The sequence below is a fragment of the Halomonas sp. CnH100-B genome, assembly GCF_024124605.1.
GTDB lineage: Bacteria > Pseudomonadota > Gammaproteobacteria > Pseudomonadales > Halomonadaceae > Vreelandella.
Genome location: NZ_JAMXRX010000002.1, coordinates 119479 through 138707, shown reverse-complemented (window position 1 = coordinate 138707; position 19229 = coordinate 119479). Strand labels below are relative to the sequence as shown.

Here is a 19229-nt window from a genome sequence, read left to right as displayed (position 1 = left end):
GGAATCGTTCTACACTGGCGGCTGGGCAACATTATACTAACGGTGTAAGCAAAGGAGGCTACATGGCGTTTACCGCGACTGACCCGATCAAGATGATTTTTGCGGTTATCTTTCCCCCGCTAGGGGTGTTTTTTGAGGTCGGTTTCAAAGGACACTTTTGGCTCAATATCCTGCTGACGCTCTTTGGCTTCATTCCAGGCATCATTCACGCCTTTTACGTCATATTGAAGCACTAGCCTCTCTCATTGCGTGATCAGTTTAACAAACGCCGCCTTGCATTGCGCAAGGCGGCGTTTTCGTTTAACTCTGGTTGAAACGGCGTAGCTACTTGCCGTGCAGGCGTCGATGCAACGCGTGTACTTGCTCGTCCAACCCAGGTACCGGGCCATCTACCTCAAGCCCTGGCACCACGTCGTTGATCGGTAGCGTAGCCACTGGCGGCGGTGCAACGTCCCACTCTGCCAACCACTGCCCTAGCTGCTTGGTCGAGCTGACGTAAACGATCCGCCCCAGCCCTACCCAGCCATGGGCCGCCGCACACATGGGGCAGTGCTCACCCGAGGTATACACCGTGGCGGCCGCACGCGCTTCTGGTGATAGGTGATTGGCTGCCCAGCGGGCTAACGCAAACTCAGGGTGCTGCGTGGCGTCGCCTCCGGCAATACGGTTGCGGTCTTCCGCCAGTATCTCGCCCTGGGCGCTGACTAATACGCTGCCAAAGGGTTCATCACCGGCATTGAGCGCCTCTTCGGCCAGCGCCACGGCGCGTTCCAGGTAGCGGTACTCATGATCGTGAATCATGGCTTCCTCCTATCGCTCCAACGCAAATCAAGCGTTCTCCACCGCGTGGCCGCCTTCTTCATCAGGCGCTTCAGCCAGCGTATGCCCTTCACTTCGGGCAATCACGGTCGTGCCGACCAAGTCTCCCGTGACATTCAGCGCCGTTGCCCCCATGCCTACCAGGGCATCAATGGCGGTGAGTAGCGCCACGGTTTCGATGGGCAGGCCTACTTGGGCAAACACGGTGGCGATCATGATGATGCCCGCCCCCGGCACCCCGGCCGTGCCTACCGTGACCAGCGTGCCGATCAGCACGATCTGCACCATGCTCATCAAGTCCAGAGGCGCGCCAATCACGTTGGCGGCAAACACCGCTGAAATGGCAATACGGATCGCGGCACCGTCCATATTGAGCGTTGCTCCCAGGGGCAGGCTAAAGCCATAAATGCTTTTCGGGATGCCCAACCGCTGCGCAGCATTGATCGTGATGGGCAGCGTACCGGAGCTGCTTTGCGTGGCGAAGGCAGTGGCCATCGGCGTTCGCGCCTCACCAAAAAAGCTGCGTAATTTCACGCCAAACAGCAGCATCACCGCGCAGTAGATCAACAGCTGTGCGCCGAGCGCGATGTACATCACCATCACCATGTCACCCAGCGAAAGAAGCGTTTCCATCCCCTGCTGACTCACCGTTTCAGCAACGATGGCAAAGACGCCAATGGGCACGAAATGCAGCACCCCCGACATCACTTTCAGGGTGACCTCGTTTAATCCTTCGATAACTTGATAAAGCTGCTCGCCAAGCGCGTGCTGCTGCTCGGATTGGCGCATTTTCAACAGCGCAATCCCGAACACCAGCGCGGTAAAGATGATGCCCAGCATATTGAGTTCGGCAAAGGCGGCCACGATATTGCCCGGCACGATATTGAGCAGCGCATCGACCACGCCTGGGTTGTCTGGCACTGAAAAACTCGCGCTGTCGCTGAGCGTCATGCCGCTGCCCGGGCTGAACAGCGTGGCAACGGACAGCCCCACCGTAATGGCCAGCGCCGAAGAGCCTAAGTAGTAAAGGAACACCTTGCCGCCCACGCGGCCGGCACTGCCTTCCCGTGATTGGTTCACCCCCACCATGAGAGTGAACAGCACGATCGGGACGATCAGAAACGTCAGTAGCCGAAGCAGCAAATCCCCCAAGGGAGCTAGCCACACGGCCACCTCGTCACCGCCCACGATGCCCACCAGCACGCCCAGTACCAGCGCAACGGTGACGCGGAGGATGAGCGATGCTTGAAGATAGCGCTTCCAGAGATATGTCATTGAATGTCCTGTCGATGTAAATCCGTGGAACCAACCATGGCATGAAACATCACTATTGGTTACCGAAACAGAGGGAGCGTCGCGTGAGCCCTCTCACGCCAATGAAATAGCTTAACACGCCCTTTATGACGACTATCATAGGCCCCCTTCGCCAACGTTGCCGCTCTGCTTACCTAACTGGAGTCTCGATGAATAACATCAACCCTAACAAGCTACACCACAGCAAATGGACAGCCGTAACGCCACGCCATAAGGAGAAGCACTTCATCGTGACGCAACTGCTCCGCGATGAAGAGGAGAACGTCGTGGATGTCGTGCTCGAAGCGGTTCACTCCCACCGAGAGAGCACGCTGCCATGGCAAGCGCTCAAAGATGACAGCCTTTGGAAAATGGGCTGGAAGTAATCCGTGGCCTGCGGGCAGTCAGAAAATAAACGCGAAAGGCTTTGACCTAGCCCCAGAAGCATGACACTGTAGCGTCAGTTGGTTAGCAAGCAGCATGGTTTCAGAAGCGTACGATCTTTTTCGGCAGCCTGATATTGTATTCCTTGTTTCACCCGCTACTTCATCTGGGTAATACCAGGAATTTTATTACGGCGCATTAGCGCGAAAGGATCTACACAATGGCAACTGGCACAGTTAAATGGTTTAACGACACTAAAGGCTTCGGTTTCATCGCTCCTTCTGACGGCGGCGACGACCTGTTTGCACACTTCTCTGAAATTCAGTCTGACGGCTTCAAAACCCTTCAGGAAGGCGCTAACGTCTCTTTCGACGTTACCCAGGGTAAAAAAGGCCTTCAGGCTTCTAACATCAAGCAAATCTCCTAAGTCCTATCGTCCTCGATAGCACTGAAAAGTTTGCTAGAACCCTCACCCATCAGGTGAACGGTTCAAACAGAAAGGCCCGCCTCGGCGGGCCTTTCTGCGTTTGGGTATTAAATCCTCTCCCATACGATCAGCTGAGCATCAATAGTCAGCGTGAGCTGCTCCAAGTTAGCTGCTCGCTCGCGCCCCTCCGCACTGGCGCGATATAAATGCGGTGTCATGGTCAGTAGATCACCGATAGCCTCCGCTCCTTCCAGCGCGATAGAGTAGCGGATTTGCTCCAAGGCGAGGTGCTTAAAACCATCCGGCACATCAGGCGCTCTCTCACGCGCAGGCTTTAGGGTGGGATAAATAATTTCCCGTAGCTCGCGCAGGTGCTCCGGCCCCGCTTCTACTTGCAGCAACTGCCCGCCCGGCTTAAGCACACGTGCAAACTCGCTATACACCGGAAAGCCAAACATACACAGCACGCTATCCAGCGTTGCCGACTGCACCGGCAATTGGGCGTTACTGCCCACGACCCAACGGCTTATGGGAGCCCGCTTATCGTCTTGCTTCGCCGCCGACTGCACTGCCCACTTCGAGATATCCAGCCCCATCAGTGACAGCGCCTGCAACTCGGGCATGTATTGGGCCAGTTGGCGCAGGTAGTAACCCTCGCCACAGCCTGCATCCAGGCAGCTGTACGTTTCTGGCTGCTCACAGTGGCGCATCAACGCCTGGCTAAGCGCCTTTGCTATAGGCGCATAGTCACCCGCCGCCAAAAAGCGCTGGCGGGCTGCCACCATGGCTTTGCTGTCACCAGGGTCGGTGGAGCGTTTCTGCTGTACAGGTAGTAGGTTGATATAGCCCTGTTTCGCCACATCGAAACTGTGGTTTGACGCACACCGCCAAGTGCCGCCTTTCAAATGGAGCGGTTCGCCGTCTAACGGGCAGGCCAGGGCCTGAAAAGGGGTACGATTCATCGGAAGTTTCTCGTGACGGCTTTTTCTGGTGTGAATAGACGGGCAATATGCTGACACATCATCGAGGGCATCAGGCATCTAAACATTAACGATACCGGAAAGCCTATATAACTCAACTTGAACGGTGAGCGTTGCAACACTCACCCCGTTTGCCGACAGTGCGTTAACTTTCGGCGACTAAGGCGACACACCATGCAACCTTTGCTGCGCATCGCGGGCGCTTGGCCCTACTTGATGGCCATTTTTCTCAATGCTTTTGTAGATCTCGGGCACAAAATCGTCATTCAGAATACGATTTTCAAAAGCTACGATGGCGCGACCCAGGTCGTGCTTACCGCCCTGGTGAATGGGCTAATTCTGCTGCCGTTCATTCTCCTCTTCAGCCCGGCAGGCCATATTGCCGACAGCACTCCCAAAGTACGTGTGCTAAGGCTCTCCGCCTGGGCTGCGGTGGCGGTGTCGCTGGGCATTACCACCGCCTACTACCAGGGCTGGTTCTGGCTCGCTTTTGCGATGACGCTGCTGCTGGCTATTCAGTCTACATTCTACTCACCCGCCAAGTACGGCCTGTTAAAAGGACTGTTTGGTAAGCCCCGGCTAGCCGAAGCCAACGGGCTAGTGCAGGCGGTTACCATTGGTGCGATCCTGGCCGGCACGGTGGCGTTTACCGCCCTGTTTGAACACTGGGTCACCCCCAGCGCCAGCACGCCAAGCGACCTACTGCGCCATATCGCCCCGCTGGGCTGGCTACTGGTGCTTAACAGCGGCCTTCAGGTCGTCGCCCTTTATCGGCTCCCACTGGATGAAGCACAGCCTGCGGCTACCCCGCTCACCTGGGCACGCTACCGCAGCGGCACTGCGTTAAAAGAGAATCTACGCATTCTTGCCCGCCAGCCGGTGCTGCGCCTCTCCATCATTGGGTTGGCGACATTCTGGTCGGTGGGGCAAGTGCTGCTGGCCGCTTTTCCCGCCTATGCCAAAGAGGCGCTCAGCATTGAGAACACGCTGGTGCTGCAAGCCATTCTCGCCGCCAGCGGTATCGGCATCGCTCTCGGCTCGCTGTTAGCCAGCAAGCTCTCCCGCAACCGTATTGAAACCGGGTTGATTCCGCTGGGTGCTGTCGGTGTCGCCGTCGGGCTTTGGTGCCTTCCTCTCCTCACCACGCCCACCAGCCAAGCGCTCAACTTTGTGTTCATCGGCATGATGGGCGGGCTATTTATCGTGCCGCTCAACGCATTGATCCAGTTTCATGCGTCGGACCACGAGCTAGGCACCGTGCTGGCCGCCAATAACTGGATCCAAAACCTGTCGATGCTGGGCTTTTTGGTGCTCACCGCGCTGTTCGCGCTGGCGGGGGTCGATAGCCATTACCTGCTGCTATTGGTCGCTAGCGTGGCGATGGTGGGCGGCGGCTACACCATTTTCAAACTGCCCCAGAGCTTAGTGCGCTTCATTCTCAGCTTCCTGCTTACCCGCCGTTACCGCGTAGACGTTCACGGGCTAGAAAACCTGCCCGCCCAAGGCGGCGTGCTGCTGCTGGGCAACCACATCAGTTGGGTAGACTGGGCGATGGTGCAAATTGCCAGCCCGCGCCCAGTGCGATTCGTGATGCTGAAAAACATCTACCAGCGCTGGTACCTACGCTGGTTCTTTAAAGCGCTGGGCTGCATTCCCATTGAGCGCGGCGCAGGGGCCGAGAACGCGCTGGCCGCCGTGGCCGAGCAGCTCAACGCAGGGGAAGTGGTGTGCCTGTTTCCCGAAGGAGCGATTAGCCGCAACGGCCAGCTGGGCGAGCTGCGCCGAGGCTACGAACGCGCCTGCAAACACGCCCATCCAGACGTGCGCATCGTGCCGTTTTACCTGCGTGGCCTGTGGGGCAGCCAATTCTCCCGCTCGTCTAGCAAACTCAAGGAGCTACGCAATGCGCCGCTGCACCGCTCGGTGGTAGTCGCCTTTGGCAAACCGCTACCCAAAGACACCCCCGCCGACGTACTCAAACGGCGTATCTTCGAGCAGGCGACCCACTCGTGGCAACACGCCATGGCGGAACTGCCTTCGCTGCCTGAGGCCTGGATCAACAGTGTCAAACGCAGCCCAAGCGCCCCAGCGCTGGCCGACACCTTGAGCCGCTCACTCAACGCAGGCCAAGCGCTCACCGCTAGCCTGCTGCTCGCCAAGCGTTTTCGCCACCGTAGCCTCAACGAATCGACGCTTGGCCTACTGCTACCTACCAGCACTGCTGGGGTATTGGCCAATATGGCCACGTTGCTCGCGGGTAAAACGCTGGTGAACTTGAACTACACCGCCAGCCAAGCTGCTCTTGCCTCTGCGCTGCAGCAAGCCGATATTCGCACCGTCGTCACCTCGTGCCGCTTTGTGGAAAAGCTGAGCCAACGGGGACTGGCGGTGGACTCGCTGCTGGAGGGCAAGCAGGTGATCTATTTGGAAGAGCTACAGGCGGGGACCTCCCGGTTTGAGCGCGTCAGTACGTTTTTTGCCGTTCGCCTGCTGCCCGCTTGGTTGTTACAAGCGCTGTTCTGCTATGGACGGAATGCGGACGCCACGGCGGCCATTCTGTTCTCCAGCGGCAGCGAAGGGCAGCCCAAGGGCGTGATGCTGAGCCACCGCAACCTGATGGCCAATATCAAACAGACCTCCGATGTGCTCAATACCCAGCACGACGATGTGGTCATGGCCTCGCTGCCGCTCTTTCACGCGTTCGGCTTTACCGTCACCCAGCTACTGCCATTGATCGAAGGGCTGCCGCTGGTCAGTCACGCCGACCCCACCGATGCCCCAGGTGTTGCCAACGCGGTCGCCAAGCATAAAGCCACCATTATGTTCGGAACCTCCAGCATGCTACGGCTATTCAACCGCAGCCCAAAGGTACAGCCCGCCATGCTGGAAAGCCTGCGCGTTGTGGTGGCTGGCGCCGAGAAACTGGATGACAGCGTACGTGAAGGGTTTGCGCACAAATTCAATAAGGCAATTTATGAAGGCTACGGCGCGACAGAAACCGCTCCAGTGGCGGCCGTTAACCTACCCGACGCCGTCGGCGTTCACTACCAGCAGGTTCAAAAAGGCAATAAGCCCGGCACCGTGGGTATGCCGCTCCCCGGCACCAGTATTAAGGTCGTCGACCCTGAGCGCTTCGAGGAGCTACCCACCAACGAGCCCGGCATGATTGTGATTAGCGGGCCGCAGGTGATGCAGGGCTATCTCAACGCCCCTCAGCGCACCGAACAGGCCCTCAACACCTTCGACGGTCAGCGCTGGTACATCACTGGCGATAAAGGGTTTATCGATGAAGATGGCTTTTTAACACTGATCGACCGCTACGCCCGTTTTGCCAAAATCGGCGGCGAAATGGTCAGCCTCAGCGCCGTCGAAGCCGCGGTCAGAGCGGTCGTCGACGACCCCGACATACCGCTGATGGCCGTCAGCCTGCCCAATTCAAACAAAGGCGAACGCATCGTCCTACTGAGCGAAGCACCGCTAGACGCCAAAACGCTCAAAACCGCCCTGCGCAGCCACGGCACGCCCGCGTTAATGATTCCCAGCGACTGGCTCACCGTGGAAGAGATACCCCGTTTAGGGTCAGGAAAAGCAGACTTTGCTGGCGCGAAACGGCTTGCCGAAGCGCAGCTGGCGGCTGACGTCCGTCTATCACCTTAGTAAACAGGGCAGCGGCCTAGCCGCTGCCCTTTCTGGTGAACTTACTCAGCGCTGCCGTCCGGTGCGTCACTTGAGTCGTTTGACTCACCGGTTTGTCCCGTCGCACCTTTCTGTTGGCCGCTTGATTGTCTGGCATGCTCCCCACGCGCAATATCATGATGGCTAATCACCACCACGTCGCGGGGCCACCATTCCGGGTGTTCGTCGCGGATATAGGCCATTAACTTTTCACGCACGTTCATCTCAGCGGTCCAGCCTGCCATGGGGTCGGACGTCATTAAGTAGCAGGTGACCGTTTGTGCGTGTGCGGTTTGGCCGGTGACGTAACAGAGCAGCTTATGGTGCTCGATCACGCTATCCTCTTCTTTGGCAAACTCTAAAAACTTCTCGCGTACCTGGGAGATATCGGCACTCAGGTGCAGGGTTAGCTCCAAGAAGCGATACATCTTGGTGCTTTTCACCGAGAGGTTTTCGAACGGCTTGGAGGTGAAGTACGTGACTGGCACGATCAACCGCCGCTCATCCCAGGAGCGTAGGCGGATGAATGTGTAGAAAATCCCCTCCACATAGCACCACTGCCCTTCGAAGATCACTAAATCGCCAATGCGGATGGGCTTGGCCAGTGAGAGTTGGAACGACGACAGAATATTGCCCAGCACCGCCTGACCCGCGATACCGACCAGCACGGCCAACACACTGGCCGAGGCCAGAATGGAAAGCCCTAGAGATTCAAACAGCTGGATTTGCCCAAGCACATAGACCGACACCGACACGACGGTGATCAAGATAATCACTCGACGCAGGGCGTAGAGCGAGGTTAGCAGCCGGCGCTTGTCTTTGGGTTTGGTGTCGTCGATCTCCCCCACCAAGCGGCGGGTCATGCGCAGCATGATGGTATCGACCAGCCTCAGCGCGATGGTGCCTGCGCCCCAGGCCATGATCGCAATTAGCAATACCCTGAACGTCGTGGTGGCCACCGCTGAAAACGACACCACGTAATCGAGCAGCATTTGAGTGACTAGCGACATCGCGATGAGCGCCACCGGCACGCCGATCTGGTCGGCGAATATCGTCGATATACCGGAGGGCAGAATACGGGCGATCAGCCCCATCAAGTAATAGGTCGCGATGCCGACGACGCCAATGGTGATCAGAAAAACGGGGATAGCCAGCCACTCCCAAATTTTCAGCACGCCAAACGACGCTTTGAAACGTTCGGGAATGTAGCTCTCGAGCATGGAAGGGCCGTACTCTTCGTACAGTGTCGGAATCGATGACACGCTCTCTGGCATGATTAGCCAGATGGGGTCCTCTTCCCCCACGCGATAGCGCCCTAGCCGCACATCGTAGGCTTGGCCTTCCACCTGCAGCGCGGCTAACTCGATATTGCGTCGGGGTTGGCCCGCTAATGGATTCTGACCAGAAGGGTCCTCGATGGCGGCATCCTGGCGGCCCGGCAGGTTGGAGGCATTCAGCCACTCGCCACGGCGCAAGATCTCGGCAAGCTGTTTGGCCAACTCGGTCCCCCGCGTGGCCTGCTCGCTGGGGTCGATATCCGCCAGGTTCAACAAATGCGCCGCATCGGCGTAATTTTCCTCTTCGGTGAAATTCAAGAAGCTGCGGATGGTCTCCCGAGGCGACATGCGCTTTGCATCGTCGGGTACGTCATCCAACCCGGTGTTGATCGCATCCATGGTGAACCAACGCGAGTCGTCGCTCTCATCGCCTTGCGTTTGCGCCATCCCCACGCTGGAAAAAAGTAGCGTGACGGCCAGCACACACCAGACGGGCCATGAGCTTTGATTTTTCATACTTGCCTTATTTAGTGAAAGTGAGCCAATACGTCCATCCACCAACGGCTTGCGCCGCGTACCCACTGTCATCAGTGGGCGGTCCATGTCGATGGTTGGACAAAGTACAGACCACGTTCCCCCATCCGGCAAGCACGAAGGCTAACGCGATGGCTGACCGGGAAAGGGAATGAACTCGCGGTCATCGTCCGGAGGAAGCTTAAAACGCCCGTGTTCGAAGTCGCCCTCGATCCACGCTTGCTTGGCGGCGTCCAGTTTTTCACGCGAGGAGGCGACGAAATTCCACGAGATATAGCGCGGGCCATTGAGGGTTTCCCCTCCCAGCAGCATCAAACGTGCCCCCTGTTCCCCTGCCACCACGGTCATCGCATCGCCCGGCCGAAACACCATCATACGCCCTGCCTCGAACGTCTCACCGGCCACGAGAATTGCGCCGGAGGTCACATAAAGCCCGCGGTCTTCGTGATGATCCGGCAGTGGCAATTTCGCGCCTGGAGCAAGCACCGCGTCGGCGTAGAACATATCGGAGAAGGTCTCTACGGGAGAGCGCTCGCCCCAGGCCGTGCCCAGAATCAGGCGTACGTTTTTTCCTTCACCACTGAGCAGCGGCAGCGTCTCTTCACCGTGGTGGGCAAAGCTGGCGGGCTTGTCCTCATACGCCTCGGGCAGTGCCACCCAGGTTTGAATGCCAAACAGCGAGTGGTCGCGTTCGCGGGTGGTGGGGCTGGTTCGCTCAGAGTGGGTGACGCCATTACCCGCGACCATCCAATTCACCGCGCCAGGATAAATCATCTGGTTCGTTCCCAAGCTATCGCGGTGCTGGAACTCCCCTTGGTAAAGGTAGGTGACCGTTGCTAACCCAATGTGTGGGTGCGGCCGCACGTCGATGCCCTCTTCACGGAGGAATTCGGCCGGGCCCATCTGGTCGAAAAAGATGAACGGCCCCACCATCTGCCGTTTCGGAGCAGGCAACGCTCGGCGCACTGCAAAACCGCCAATGTCGCGAGCGCGAGGCACAATCAGCGTTTCGATGTCTTCCAAACGGCCAGCGGAGGGGCAGTTCGGCTCGATATCAGGCATCCAACTCATCACCAGTCTCCCATCGGCGTTCACGTAATACGAGTCAAATACGGTGGTGCACGTAGTAAGGGTATAGCTGAAACGGCCCCGGGCTGCCCGAAGCGCGGTTAATCTTCTCCCAAACGCTGGAAGGTGTCGTCATACAGCGCGGTGAGCAGCAGCTCGCCCTCTTTATTGACGCGAAACTCGCCGTAATGGGCCGCTTCATAGCGCTCGGCGTGGCCCTCTTGAAAGAAGAAGGCGTTGGTGGCAAAACGCACCTGCCCATGGCGCAAGCGAAACTGTAAGCGCCGCTCATCCGCTTCTAGCGGTGTGCCATCGTCTATTCGCTGGAAGTGAGCAACTCGAGCGCTATCGACACGGACGACCACGTCACCGTTCATAGAGGTTGGGAGATTCTCAGCGCGCTGATATAGCTCGCTTTGCAGGCGGTTCGCCAGGGCAAAGTTGAGCGCCATATAGTCGCCCTGCATTAGGGAACGGGGATCGACCGGGGCCAGTTCCAGGTAAACCACCTCCCCTTGCGCGATATGACGCTCCTTCTGCCAAATGGCGCTGTTGACCACGACCAACACCGCCAGCGTGGCCAGCATGACCACCCATCGAAAACGCCTAACGCTAGCGGCCATGGTGTTCACCTCCTTTTGTTGTCGCTAAGCGCCAGCGCTGCAACCCCCAACGCAGCGCTAACAGCGCGAAGCCCAGAACACACAGCAGCGCTGCCTTGTGAAGTAGCGAGATATCTAACCAGTAGTAATAGGCGCTGACCGCCGCTAGTAGAAGAAGTATGCCACTGGCCATTAACACCCGATGGCTAATCGCAACGCCCAGCAGCAGCACCGCGATGCCGCTACTCAGCCCAGGCGCAAAATAAGCGAGCACCGCCACCAGTAAGGCAGCGCCATACGCCGCCCACATCACACTGCTTGAAGACGAGTGGCGGCTCAGCGCCGTATGTGCCACCCATAACAGCGCCACGCCTGCCAACGCCGTACTGATGCTGTGGCTGAGCATCGGGGAAATCGCGTCCAGTTCCACAAAATGGCCTAGCCACAGCGCCTGCCCTGCATGGGCAACGCCTTGCAGCATAAGCACGCCCACTAACAGGCCCATGCCCCAGGCATGCATGTCACTCAGGCGATCCGGCCAGCGAAACTCGTTCAACCACAGCCCCACCAGCGCTAATACCACAAAGCCACTCGCCACCTGCGTAAACCCGCTGGCAGCAAGTGAAAACTCCAAGGCAAGGCACGCCAATACCACGGCCACAAAGCGGTGAAGGCGGCTTGGCATCCACCATGCCACGGCCATTTGCATGATCACCAGTGCCCAGCCCAAGCCCACAGAAAAGCTAAGCGCATCCGCTAGCGGCCACGCGATCAACAGCTGCCCAGCTAAGCTAAACGCCAGCGCCATATGTTCCATGACATCGCTATCGGGTGAACGTCGCAGCAGCGCATACGCGCCTAGTACCATTACTCCGCCGACCAGTAAGGCAGCAAGCGGGCTTTCTAGTACCCACACCACGCCGGTGGCGATAAACCCCAACAAAAACAGCGCGGCCAGCCAGCCGGAAAGCGCTTGAACGCCGCGCACGAACCAGGGCATAGAATGCGTGGCAGTGGCCCGCTCATTCAGAACCACTCCCGCTTGAGCGAGTGTTTGCTTCAACGGTGACTCTTGTTGGCTCATTGGATAGCCTCACGCTGTAGACGTTTTAGCCACGCCACGGCTGCCGCGCCCAGGGCAAACACCGTCACGGCAACGATCAATAGCCCGCCTGCTTCGCCCTGGCCCTCCCACATCACCAAACGAGCTATGCAGAGCGTCAGCACAACAATTATCGACACACAGCCACCGGCCAGTATCAACAGATCCAACCGCCACCACCGGTAAACGCCATACAGCGCAGCCAACCAAACGGGGTAAAGCAACGCGCTTGGCGTGACGCCAAAGGTGAACCCAGCTACCCAGCTCATCATGAGCAGCGTGATGGGTAGGCCACTGCCCAGCGCTAGAACGCGTATTGCCCAACGCCCTGGCCAGCCCCGTCGCTGGGCGCCCCACTCCCACACCGTTTGCGCCGCTACGTTGGCTGCCCAAAGCCCCCATAAGCCCGACTCCCCGGCGAGAAAGCGGCCATTCACGCCCCAGCCCCATACGCTGGCATGCAGCCAAATCGCCAGATTCCCCACGCCCAGCCACACCAGCCAAAGCAGGCTAAAACGCGCCGCCCATACCCACGGCAGCCCCAAGAGGGCCCAAGCGAAAAAGAGCTGCCACGGGTCTGCACCGGTTTGATACACCTGCCCAACAAGCGCCAGCAGAACGCCCAGCAGCACAAAGGCAGCCGTGAGCGCTACCCGGCTAACCCAAACATTCGCAGGTCGCCAAACCGCCACGCCCACCGCTACCAATAACACCGCCTGCACCAAGCCAAAGCGCAGCCAGTGCCCTATCGCCACCCAGTGGTACGCCACGAAAAACAGCACCGCAAAGGCCAGTGCTAAGGCACCGAGCCACAGCAGTAGCCTATCCAGCAGTGCCGCCCAGGCGCGAGGCGTAGGATGCAGGCCCGCCACGCTCACGGCCTTGGCTACTTGATCAGGTGAGATAACGCCTCGCTCAACCAGCGAGACGAGTTCACGGCGGTTCGTGGTCACGGAGGTTCCTTATGCGCAGTTTTTATGAGTCGATTTTATGAACAGTCGCGGTATCTACCGGTATTCGCGGCGCTGCGTTATACATTCGTTAAACTTGCGAGATAAACTCTTTAACACCCCGTGATGTTCCCGTGACGAGGAGCGCCGAGACTAACAGTGAGCCTACCAACCCGGCAGGCCTTCTCTCGGAGAGTTACGCACATGAACAAGTTCACCACTCTGGCAGCATTATGCCTATTCAGCCTGATGGCAACGGTCAGCCATGCAGAAGAGATGAAAAACGATGACGGCATGATGCAAGACAATATGCAATCCGATGACATGGGCCACTCCATGAACGGCGATATGGAAGAGCACGGCATGATGGATGAAGGCATGTCAGAAGACAGCATGGCCATGGATGACGACATGAGCATGGAGAACGATCACATGGACACCACCGACAGCATGAAAGAGTAACGCCCCTTTCGAGAGCCAGGAAGCTATGACGCGAAACGTACTGATCATCGAGGACAACCCAGGTATCGGCGAGCTGGTTCGTATGCACGTGGCCGAGCTGGGTATGACGCCTGTTCTTTATGACAGGGGAGATACAGGGCTCATGCGTTTTCGCGAAGGCGGTATCGACCTGGTGATTCTCGATCTGATGCTGACCGCCAAAAGTACCGAGCTGGACAGAGTGCTGGGGTTGGAAATGGGAGCGGATGACTACCTCACGAAGCCGTTCAGCGTGGCGGAGCTTTCCGCCCGAGTAAAAGCGCTGTTTCGGCGAGTGGATGCTATGGCGTCCGCCTCGCTTGAAAAAACCAAAGAGCGCGAGCTAACCGCCGATGCCCGAGCCTTTCCCTCTGGCCGAATTGGTCAACGATGTGGTGCAAAAGCACAGCCAAGCAGCCCAAGAGCGCGCGCTAACGCTCACTCTCAGCGGCGACCCCGCATTACCCACCACGTATGCCGACCTCGCCATGACTGAACGGGTACTGGATAACCTGATCAGCAACGCCATTGCCTACAGCCCAGCGGGAGGCAACATCAAGATCATCATAGGCCACACCGACGGCCAGCCCGAGGTGCATGTACAAGACGACGGCCCCGGTATTGCCCCCAAGGACCTACCGCATATTTTCGAGCCGTTCTATCGCGGCGATGTGTCTGGCAGTACCGGGCACGCCGGCTTGGGATTGGCGATTGCTCGGCGAATTATGACTCTCCAGGGCAGGGGATATTCAGGTGACGAACCTAGCCGCAGGGGGCGCCTCTTTCTGCCTGCGCCTACCGGCTTACACCTCCCTTCCCGGCAGTGACTCATGCAATCACCCAACTAGCCGCCGTGGCTAACCTTGTCTAGTTCATGCTGCGTTCAGAAAATGCGGATATGCTAGAGCCACTTTTTTATGATGGTTGGGAGTAGCGACATGGCAGTCATCTCTTGGAACGCTGGCCGTTGGATACCGGCACTGGCGTTCATGTGGGTAGCTAACGGCGCGCTGGCAGAACAGCCGCTGCGGGTAGAGCAGCTTCAGCGCTGTGGCAACTTACTGACGCTAGACGTGCAAACGTTTTGCCTAGAGGTCAGCGGACTAGAAAATAGTGAATTCCAAGTAAAGCTTAATGGCACATCACTGCCCACAGAGAGCGTCAGCCATGATGACGGCTTGGTGCGCGTGAGTATTGATAGCGCAGACACCGACAGCGGCCCGCTCTGGGTAGAGCAGCGGCAACAGACCAGCAACCCGGTGTGGCTGACATTGAAAGGTAGCCATGTGGTGGCGGCAAATGATCAGGAAGTGGCCAAAAACATGGACGGCATTACCACCTATGTGAATCTGGTCAGCCTGATTATTGAAGAGAGCCACGAAGGCGCTAATGAGGCACAGCGCTTAGCGGATAAGTACGGTGCCGAAGTGGTAGGGATGATCCCCCCGCTGAACACCTACCAACTGCGCCTGCCCGCCAGCAACCTGGATGAGCGAGACGCCCTGGTACTCCGGCTAGGCAACGAAGTCAGTGTCGATGCGGTGGTCACTGAAGAGTCCGGTGCCGAAGAGAGCATCGAGCGTGAAACCATCACCACGCCCCCGGCCGCCGAGGATGACCCGGAGTGGGCCTCTAACCGCTTTTTGGATGCAGTGAACTTCTACCAGCGACGCATTGGGCGCGCGGGCGACGAGATTGATACCCAGCCCATTCGCATCGGTGTGATCGAGCGCAACGTCGATTTTGACGCTCCCGACTTCGCTGATTACCTGGGCGACTGCCGCGCGGATGTTCAGCGCACCTGTGTCTATGGCCGCGACGCCGCCAAGCCGGATGGTCATGGCACCACGGTCGCTGGTGTCTTCGCCGCCGCCTGGAACGAGGGCGGCAACAGTGGCTTTCTGCGCGGGCTAGATGACGTAGGCCCAGGCTTTGACGTGATCGTTGATCGCAACTCGGATGCGGGCATCACGGCCAATATCGCCGCGTCGGTAAATCTAGTAGAGGACGGTGTTCGCGTGCTCAACTGGAGCTGGGGCATTCATCGCGTCGGTGCAATCGACATTAATGGCGATGAAGTGGATTCCCTGGTGCGCTCCGGCATTGCCATGAGCGGTTACGAAGAGCTGCTCGAAGAGTTCTTCCTCTGGCTACGTGAAGAACACCCGGATGTGGTGGTGGTTAACTCAGCGGGGAACGCCTCGTCGTTTTCCAGCCGCGACGAGTACCGCCTACCCTCCTCGTTCGTCACCGATCAGCTCTTCGTCGTGGGCGGGCACGAGCGCAGCGAGCAAGACGTGCCGGTTAACGACCCCGGTTACGCGGTAAAGCGTAACGCCTCTAATATTGATATGCGTGTGGATATTACCGCCGCCGCCTGCGTGCGCGGCTCCTCGTTGATAGCCGACGAGCAAGGCGAGGCCCACTGCGGCACCTCCTATGCCACGCCGCTGGTCGGCGGCCTGCTGGCCGCGATGATGTCGATTGAACCCACGCTTTCCCCGGCCCAGCTACGTATGCTGCTACGGCGCAGCGCCATGACCATCGGCGAAGAGTACGATTTCGAGCCCACCGATGCCGACGACCTCACCGCCCCTATCCTGCCATCGGAGCGAGCTAATGAGCTGAATCATCCGGATATCGGCCTTTCTGCCCGGCTGGATATGTTCAAAGCGTTAGATTTAACGGTGCAAAGCTTGAATCAGGAGCGCTAGGCCCAGCCAACAAAAAGCCCACCTGATAAGGTGGGCTTTTGACTAACTCGCGTGGCGAATTAACCAAACACGCGGCGCAAGTGGGTGCGGTAAGCGGCTTTATCACGCTCTACGTTCGGCACCTTCATCACATCATTGGCAATAAAGGTTGGCTGAGCCGCAAGGCCAATGAACTCCTGAGACTTGTGGAACGGGAAGTACACGCCATCCACACCACGGCCTTCGAAGAAGTTACCCGGCTCGTCGAACGCTTCAATCGGCGCGTTCCAGGTCAGCGACAGCATGTAGTGGCGGCCTTGCAGCAGGCCGCCGCTACCGTACTGTTGGGTTGGGTCTTGACGAGTGCGGCCATCGCTGGCGTACAGAGAGCCATGGCCTTCAGTGAAGACTTCATCAATGTAGCGCTTGACGGTCCAGGGGGTACCCATCCACCAGCCGGGCATTTGGTACACAATGCTGTCTGCCCACAGGTAATTTTCGACTTCCACAGCCACATCGTAGCCCTGCTCGATGACCGTTTCGCGCACCTCATGGCCCAGCTCTTTCAGCGTATCCACCGCCACGGCATGCAGGGTATTGTTGAGTTCACCACCAGAGTGGGCAAACGCTTTACCGCCATTGATCAACAGTATCTTCATTGTTTCGACCTCACTAGGTATCGTGATCACCCCGCTAACACAAGGTAAGCAGGGCATTGATTGGCGAGTATTGTGCAGCGCAAAGGCGCAGAGAAAAACCAAACGTCCGGCAAGAGACTTTTGCGCTAAAATCAATAATAGATTCATCATCGAGGCGCTTACGAACGATGAAAAGCACCCTGGAAGAGCAGCAGGCGTTTGTCACGGTAGTGGATGGCGGCTCGATTACCGCTGCCGCCGAACGATTGGGTATCACCGTGTCAGGCGTCAGCCGCGCGCTAAACCGCCTGGAGCAGAAGCTCGGCACGACGCTGCTGCGCCGCACGACCCGACGTTTGGAACTGACCGAAGAAGGGGACACCTTTCTCGCCCACTGCCGACGCATCCTCGCCGCCGTGGAAGAGGCCGAAGAGGCCCTTCTCGATCGTCATGACCAGCCTCAAGGCAGGCTGCGAGTCAACGCTGCGCCCAGCTTCATGCAGCATGTGGTCGTGCCCGTGATCGGTGAATTTCGCGCCCGCTACCCTGGCATTACCCTAGAGCTGGATACCCACGACCGCTTCGTGGATTTGCTGGAGCAGCGAGTCGACTTGGCCATTCGCATTGGCACACTGGAGGACTCCTCGCTTCACGCCCGCCCCCTTGGCCACAGCGCGCTGCGGGTACTGGCCAGCCCCGCCTATCTGGCCCGTCACGGCACGCCTCAACAGGTAGAAGAGCTTTGCCGCCATAGCCTGCTCGGTTTTAGCCAGCTCGACCACTTGAACCACTGGCCGCTGACCTGCGCGGATGGTAAGCGCTTACATATCACGCCCACTCTCGCCGCTTCCAGCGGGAGTACGCTGCTAGAACTCGCACTCAAAGGTGAAGGAATCGTCTGTCTGGCCGATTTTATGACCCGCGCGCCCCGGCAACACGGCACGCTAGTAGAAATACTGCCTGACCACACCGAACTCGTCACGCAGCCGATCAACGCGGTGTACTACCGTCAAGCCACCCTATCTCAGCGTACGCGACTGTTCATGGATTTTTTAGCCGAGCGGCTACCCTGGCAGCTCTCGGCGTCATGATGCTCCAGCGAGAGTGGCCTACCTTCCGCCCTTCGCCTATTCTAAGAGCGTTTTCAAAGGGATGACGACGAATGGGACTTCAAGAGATCGCCATTGGCGGTATTTTCATAAGCCCGCTGCTGGTCTATGCATTGATGGGCCTTATCGCGACCTTCATCGTGCGTTCGCTGCTGCACCGGGTGGTGGGGCACGTCGCGCTCTGGTACGAGGCGTGGTTCGATATTTCCCTGTTCATCATCTTGACGGCCACCATCACCTTTTTATTCGCGACACTGCTCGCACATCCCTAATGGGCTGAGCCCATGTTTTTTACCTGATCGAGACATGCCTATGCGCCCATCGCTAAGAGTGCTGCTGACGCTACTGATCGTCGCCATAGCCATCGCCGCAGGGGCGTGGCTGTGGCGCTACTATCTTTACACCCCCTGGACACGGGACGCCCGGATCCATGCGGACGTGATCACGATCGCCCCCGACGTCACCGGCTGGGTGAAGCGCCTGGACGTCGCCGATACCGACTATGTTGCCCAGGGCGACACGCTGTTTACCATCGACGACACCCGCTACCAAGCCGCCGTCGATAGCGCCCAGGCCACGCTAGAACATCGCCAAGCCACTCTCGAACTCAACCGTGCAGAAGCCGGGCGCCGCAACCAGTTGAGCAACCGCCAAGCCATCAGCGCCGAAGCCCAGCAGATCGCCCAGATCAACTCGCGCATTGCCGAAGCCGATGTCAAACAGGCGCAATCGGCGCTGGAGAGCGCCCAGCTCGATCTTGATCGCACCCAGGTCGTCGCCCCGGTCACAGGGCATGTTCTGAATGTTCAGCTCGCCACTGGCAACTTCGTCAATCGCGGCACCCCCGTGATGGCGCTCATTGCCGATGACTCCTACTACGTGATGGGCTACTTCGAAGAGACCAAAATGGCCTCCATCAACGTAGGCGACCCGGTAGAGGTGGTGCTGATGAATGGCAACACCCACCTGGATGGGCGAGTGGCGGGCATCGGGCGTGGCATTGCCGACAGCAACACCACCCTCAATCAACAGCTATTGCCTCAAGTTGAGCCCACCTTTAGCTGGGTGCGCTTAGCCCAGCGTATCCCCGTTCGCATCACCTTGGACGACGTACCCGACGATACACTGCTCAGCGTGGGCATGACCGCAACCGTTCATGTCCACCCTGAATCGTCTTCTCAGGCCACTTCGCCGTAAC

The 19229-nt window shown here is 58.4% G+C and carries 19 protein-coding genes and 1 pseudogene; 11 read left to right on the top strand and 9 right to left on the bottom strand.

The features are described 5' to 3' along the window. Positions 1-62: 62 nt before the first annotated feature. Positions 63-236: a YqaE/Pmp3 family membrane protein gene (locus NH398_RS04195; protein WP_044629799.1), complete on the top strand. Its 174-nt coding sequence runs from the start codon at positions 63-65 to the stop codon at positions 234-236. 88 nt (positions 237-324) lie between these two features. Here NH398_RS04195 and NH398_RS04190 read toward each other — a convergent pair whose 3' ends face one another. Together NH398_RS04190 and NH398_RS04185 are read right to left on the bottom strand one after the other, a co-directional pair. Then, positions 325-801 carry a nucleoside deaminase gene (locus tag NH398_RS04190; RefSeq protein ID WP_253016749.1) on the bottom strand — a complete coding sequence of 159 codons (477 nt, stop codon included), beginning with the start codon at positions 799-801 and terminating at the stop codon, positions 325-327. A gap of 27 nt (positions 802-828) precedes the next feature. After that, entirely contained in the window at positions 829-2094 is a 1266-nt protein-coding gene (locus tag NH398_RS04185; RefSeq protein ID WP_253016747.1) for a dicarboxylate/amino acid:cation symporter, read from the bottom strand. Between the two features lie 188 nt (positions 2095-2282). Between NH398_RS04185 and NH398_RS04180 the strand changes: the two genes are divergently transcribed. Next, entirely contained in the window at positions 2283-2498 is a 216-nt protein-coding gene (locus NH398_RS04180; protein WP_159341309.1) for a TIGR02450 family Trp-rich protein, read from the top strand. A 218-nt stretch (positions 2499-2716) separates the two neighbouring features. Next, positions 2717-2923, top strand: a complete 207-nt coding sequence (locus tag NH398_RS04175; protein ID WP_009095703.1) for a cold-shock protein — start codon at positions 2717-2719, stop codon at positions 2921-2923. A 107-nt stretch (positions 2924-3030) separates the two neighbouring features. Here the strand turns inward: NH398_RS04175 and NH398_RS04170 are convergent, their stop codons facing one another. Next, a complete protein-coding gene (locus NH398_RS04170; RefSeq protein ID WP_253016745.1) occupies positions 3031-3885 on the bottom strand; it encodes a putative RNA methyltransferase in 855 nt (284 codons plus the stop codon). A gap of 192 nt (positions 3886-4077) precedes the next feature. Here NH398_RS04170 and NH398_RS04165 point away from each other — a divergent pair, with 192 nt between their 5' ends. Continuing rightward, the gene (locus NH398_RS04165; RefSeq protein ID WP_253016744.1) at positions 4078-7560 is read left to right on the top strand and encodes an acyl-[ACP]--phospholipid O-acyltransferase; all 3483 of its coding nucleotides are present in this window, start codon (positions 4078-4080) and stop codon (positions 7558-7560) included. A 41-nt stretch (positions 7561-7601) separates the two neighbouring features. Here the strand turns inward: NH398_RS04165 and NH398_RS04160 are convergent, their stop codons facing one another. From NH398_RS04160 to NH398_RS04140, 5 genes are all read right to left on the bottom strand, one after another. After that, positions 7602-9371 (bottom strand): mechanosensitive ion channel domain-containing protein, encoded by a 1770-nt coding sequence (locus NH398_RS04160; protein ID WP_253016742.1) that lies wholly within the window; start codon positions 9369-9371, stop codon positions 7602-7604. Positions 9372-9512: 141 nt separating this feature from the next. Next, positions 9513-10460, bottom strand: a complete 948-nt coding sequence (locus NH398_RS04155; RefSeq protein ID WP_159341302.1) for a pirin family protein — start codon at positions 10458-10460, stop codon at positions 9513-9515. 98 nt (positions 10461-10558) lie between these two features. Continuing rightward, positions 10559-11080, bottom strand: coding sequence for a GDYXXLXY domain-containing protein (locus tag NH398_RS04150; RefSeq protein ID WP_253016739.1), 522 nt, complete (start codon positions 11078-11080; stop codon positions 10559-10561). Then, positions 11070-12143 carry a DUF4401 domain-containing protein gene (locus NH398_RS04145; protein ID WP_253016737.1) on the bottom strand — a complete coding sequence of 358 codons (1074 nt, stop codon included), beginning with the start codon at positions 12141-12143 and terminating at the stop codon, positions 11070-11072. The genes NH398_RS04150 and NH398_RS04145 overlap by 11 nt, the downstream gene beginning before the upstream one ends. Then, a complete protein-coding gene (locus NH398_RS04140) occupies positions 12140-13114 on the bottom strand; it encodes a DUF2157 domain-containing protein (protein WP_253016735.1) in 975 nt (324 codons plus the stop codon). The genes NH398_RS04145 and NH398_RS04140 overlap by 4 nt, the downstream gene beginning before the upstream one ends. A gap of 201 nt (positions 13115-13315) precedes the next feature. Here NH398_RS04140 and NH398_RS04135 point away from each other — a divergent pair, with 201 nt between their 5' ends. The 4 genes and pseudogenes from NH398_RS04135 to NH398_RS04120 all read left to right on the top strand — a co-directional run bounded on the left by NH398_RS04135 (position 13316) and on the right by NH398_RS04120 (position 16305). Beyond that, positions 13316-13573: a hypothetical protein gene (locus tag NH398_RS04135; protein ID WP_253016733.1), complete on the top strand. Its 258-nt coding sequence runs from the start codon at positions 13316-13318 to the stop codon at positions 13571-13573. A 25-nt stretch (positions 13574-13598) separates the two neighbouring features. Further along, a pseudogene (locus NH398_RS16795) lies at positions 13599-13886 on the top strand (DNA-binding response regulator); the annotation flags it as partial. 193 nt (positions 13887-14079) lie between these two features. Then, complete coding sequence (locus NH398_RS04125) at positions 14080-14418, top strand: sensor histidine kinase (RefSeq protein WP_253016731.1); 339 nt, start codon at positions 14080-14082, stop codon at positions 14416-14418. Positions 14419-14529: 111 nt separating this feature from the next. Beyond that, entirely contained in the window at positions 14530-16305 is a 1776-nt protein-coding gene (locus tag NH398_RS04120; RefSeq protein ID WP_253016729.1) for a S8/S53 family peptidase, read from the top strand. Between the two features lie 59 nt (positions 16306-16364). Here the strand turns inward: NH398_RS04120 and NH398_RS04115 are convergent, their stop codons facing one another. Beyond that, positions 16365-16943, bottom strand: a complete 579-nt coding sequence (locus NH398_RS04115) for an NAD(P)H-dependent oxidoreductase (RefSeq protein WP_253016727.1) — start codon at positions 16941-16943, stop codon at positions 16365-16367. Positions 16944-17110: 167 nt separating this feature from the next. On the opposite strand from NH398_RS04115, the gene NH398_RS04110 reads away from it, so the two are divergent. The 3 genes from NH398_RS04110 (at position 17111) to NH398_RS04100 (ending at position 19228) form a co-directional block, all read left to right on the top strand. Next, positions 17111-18013, top strand: coding sequence for a LysR family transcriptional regulator (locus NH398_RS04110; RefSeq protein ID WP_253016725.1), 903 nt, complete (start codon positions 17111-17113; stop codon positions 18011-18013). Positions 18014-18084: 71 nt separating this feature from the next. Continuing rightward, on the top strand, positions 18085-18303 hold the full coding sequence (locus NH398_RS04105) for a DUF1656 domain-containing protein (protein ID WP_253016723.1): 219 nt from the start codon (positions 18085-18087) through the stop codon (positions 18301-18303). A 40-nt stretch (positions 18304-18343) separates the two neighbouring features. Next, the gene (locus NH398_RS04100) at positions 18344-19228 is read left to right on the top strand and encodes an HlyD family secretion protein (RefSeq protein ID WP_253016722.1); all 885 of its coding nucleotides are present in this window, start codon (positions 18344-18346) and stop codon (positions 19226-19228) included. Position 19229 lies beyond the last annotated feature (1 nt).

Bases quoted from the DNA above. Each gene is read 5' to 3' on its own strand.
- NH398_RS04195 (WP_044629799.1), top strand. From the start codon at position 63: ATGGCGTTTACCGCGACTGACCCGATCAAGATGATTTTTGCGGTTATC.
- NH398_RS04190 (WP_253016749.1), bottom strand. From the start codon at position 801: ATGATTCACGATCATGAGTACCGCTACCTGGAACGCGCCGTGGCGCTG.
- NH398_RS04185 (WP_253016747.1), bottom strand. From the start codon at position 2,094: ATGACATATCTCTGGAAGCGCTATCTTCAAGCATCGCTCATCCTCCGC.
- NH398_RS04180 (WP_159341309.1), top strand. From the start codon at position 2,283: ATGAATAACATCAACCCTAACAAGCTACACCACAGCAAATGGACAGCC.
- NH398_RS04175 (WP_009095703.1), top strand. From the start codon at position 2,717: ATGGCAACTGGCACAGTTAAATGGTTTAACGACACTAAAGGCTTCGGT.
- NH398_RS04170 (WP_253016745.1), bottom strand. From the start codon at position 3,885: ATGAATCGTACCCCTTTTCAGGCCCTGGCCTGCCCGTTAGACGGCGAA.
- NH398_RS04165 (WP_253016744.1), top strand. From the start codon at position 4,078: ATGCAACCTTTGCTGCGCATCGCGGGCGCTTGGCCCTACTTGATGGCC.
- NH398_RS04160 (WP_253016742.1), bottom strand. From the start codon at position 9,371: ATGAAAAATCAAAGCTCATGGCCCGTCTGGTGTGTGCTGGCCGTCACG.
- NH398_RS04155 (WP_159341302.1), bottom strand. From the start codon at position 10,460: ATGAGTTGGATGCCTGATATCGAGCCGAACTGCCCCTCCGCTGGCCGT.
- NH398_RS04150 (WP_253016739.1), bottom strand. From the start codon at position 11,080: ATGGCCGCTAGCGTTAGGCGTTTTCGATGGGTGGTCATGCTGGCCACG.
- NH398_RS04145 (WP_253016737.1), bottom strand. From the start codon at position 12,143: ATGAGCCAACAAGAGTCACCGTTGAAGCAAACACTCGCTCAAGCGGGA.
- NH398_RS04135 (WP_253016733.1), top strand. From the start codon at position 13,316: ATGAACAAGTTCACCACTCTGGCAGCATTATGCCTATTCAGCCTGATG.
- NH398_RS04125 (WP_253016731.1), top strand. From the start codon at position 14,080: ATGACTGAACGGGTACTGGATAACCTGATCAGCAACGCCATTGCCTAC.
- NH398_RS04120 (WP_253016729.1), top strand. From the start codon at position 14,530: ATGGCAGTCATCTCTTGGAACGCTGGCCGTTGGATACCGGCACTGGCG.
- NH398_RS04115 (WP_253016727.1), bottom strand. From the start codon at position 16,943: ATGAAGATACTGTTGATCAATGGCGGTAAAGCGTTTGCCCACTCTGGT.
- NH398_RS04110 (WP_253016725.1), top strand. From the start codon at position 17,111: ATGAAAAGCACCCTGGAAGAGCAGCAGGCGTTTGTCACGGTAGTGGAT.
- NH398_RS04105 (WP_253016723.1), top strand. From the start codon at position 18,085: ATGGGACTTCAAGAGATCGCCATTGGCGGTATTTTCATAAGCCCGCTG.
- NH398_RS04100 (WP_253016722.1), top strand. From the start codon at position 18,344: ATGCGCCCATCGCTAAGAGTGCTGCTGACGCTACTGATCGTCGCCATA.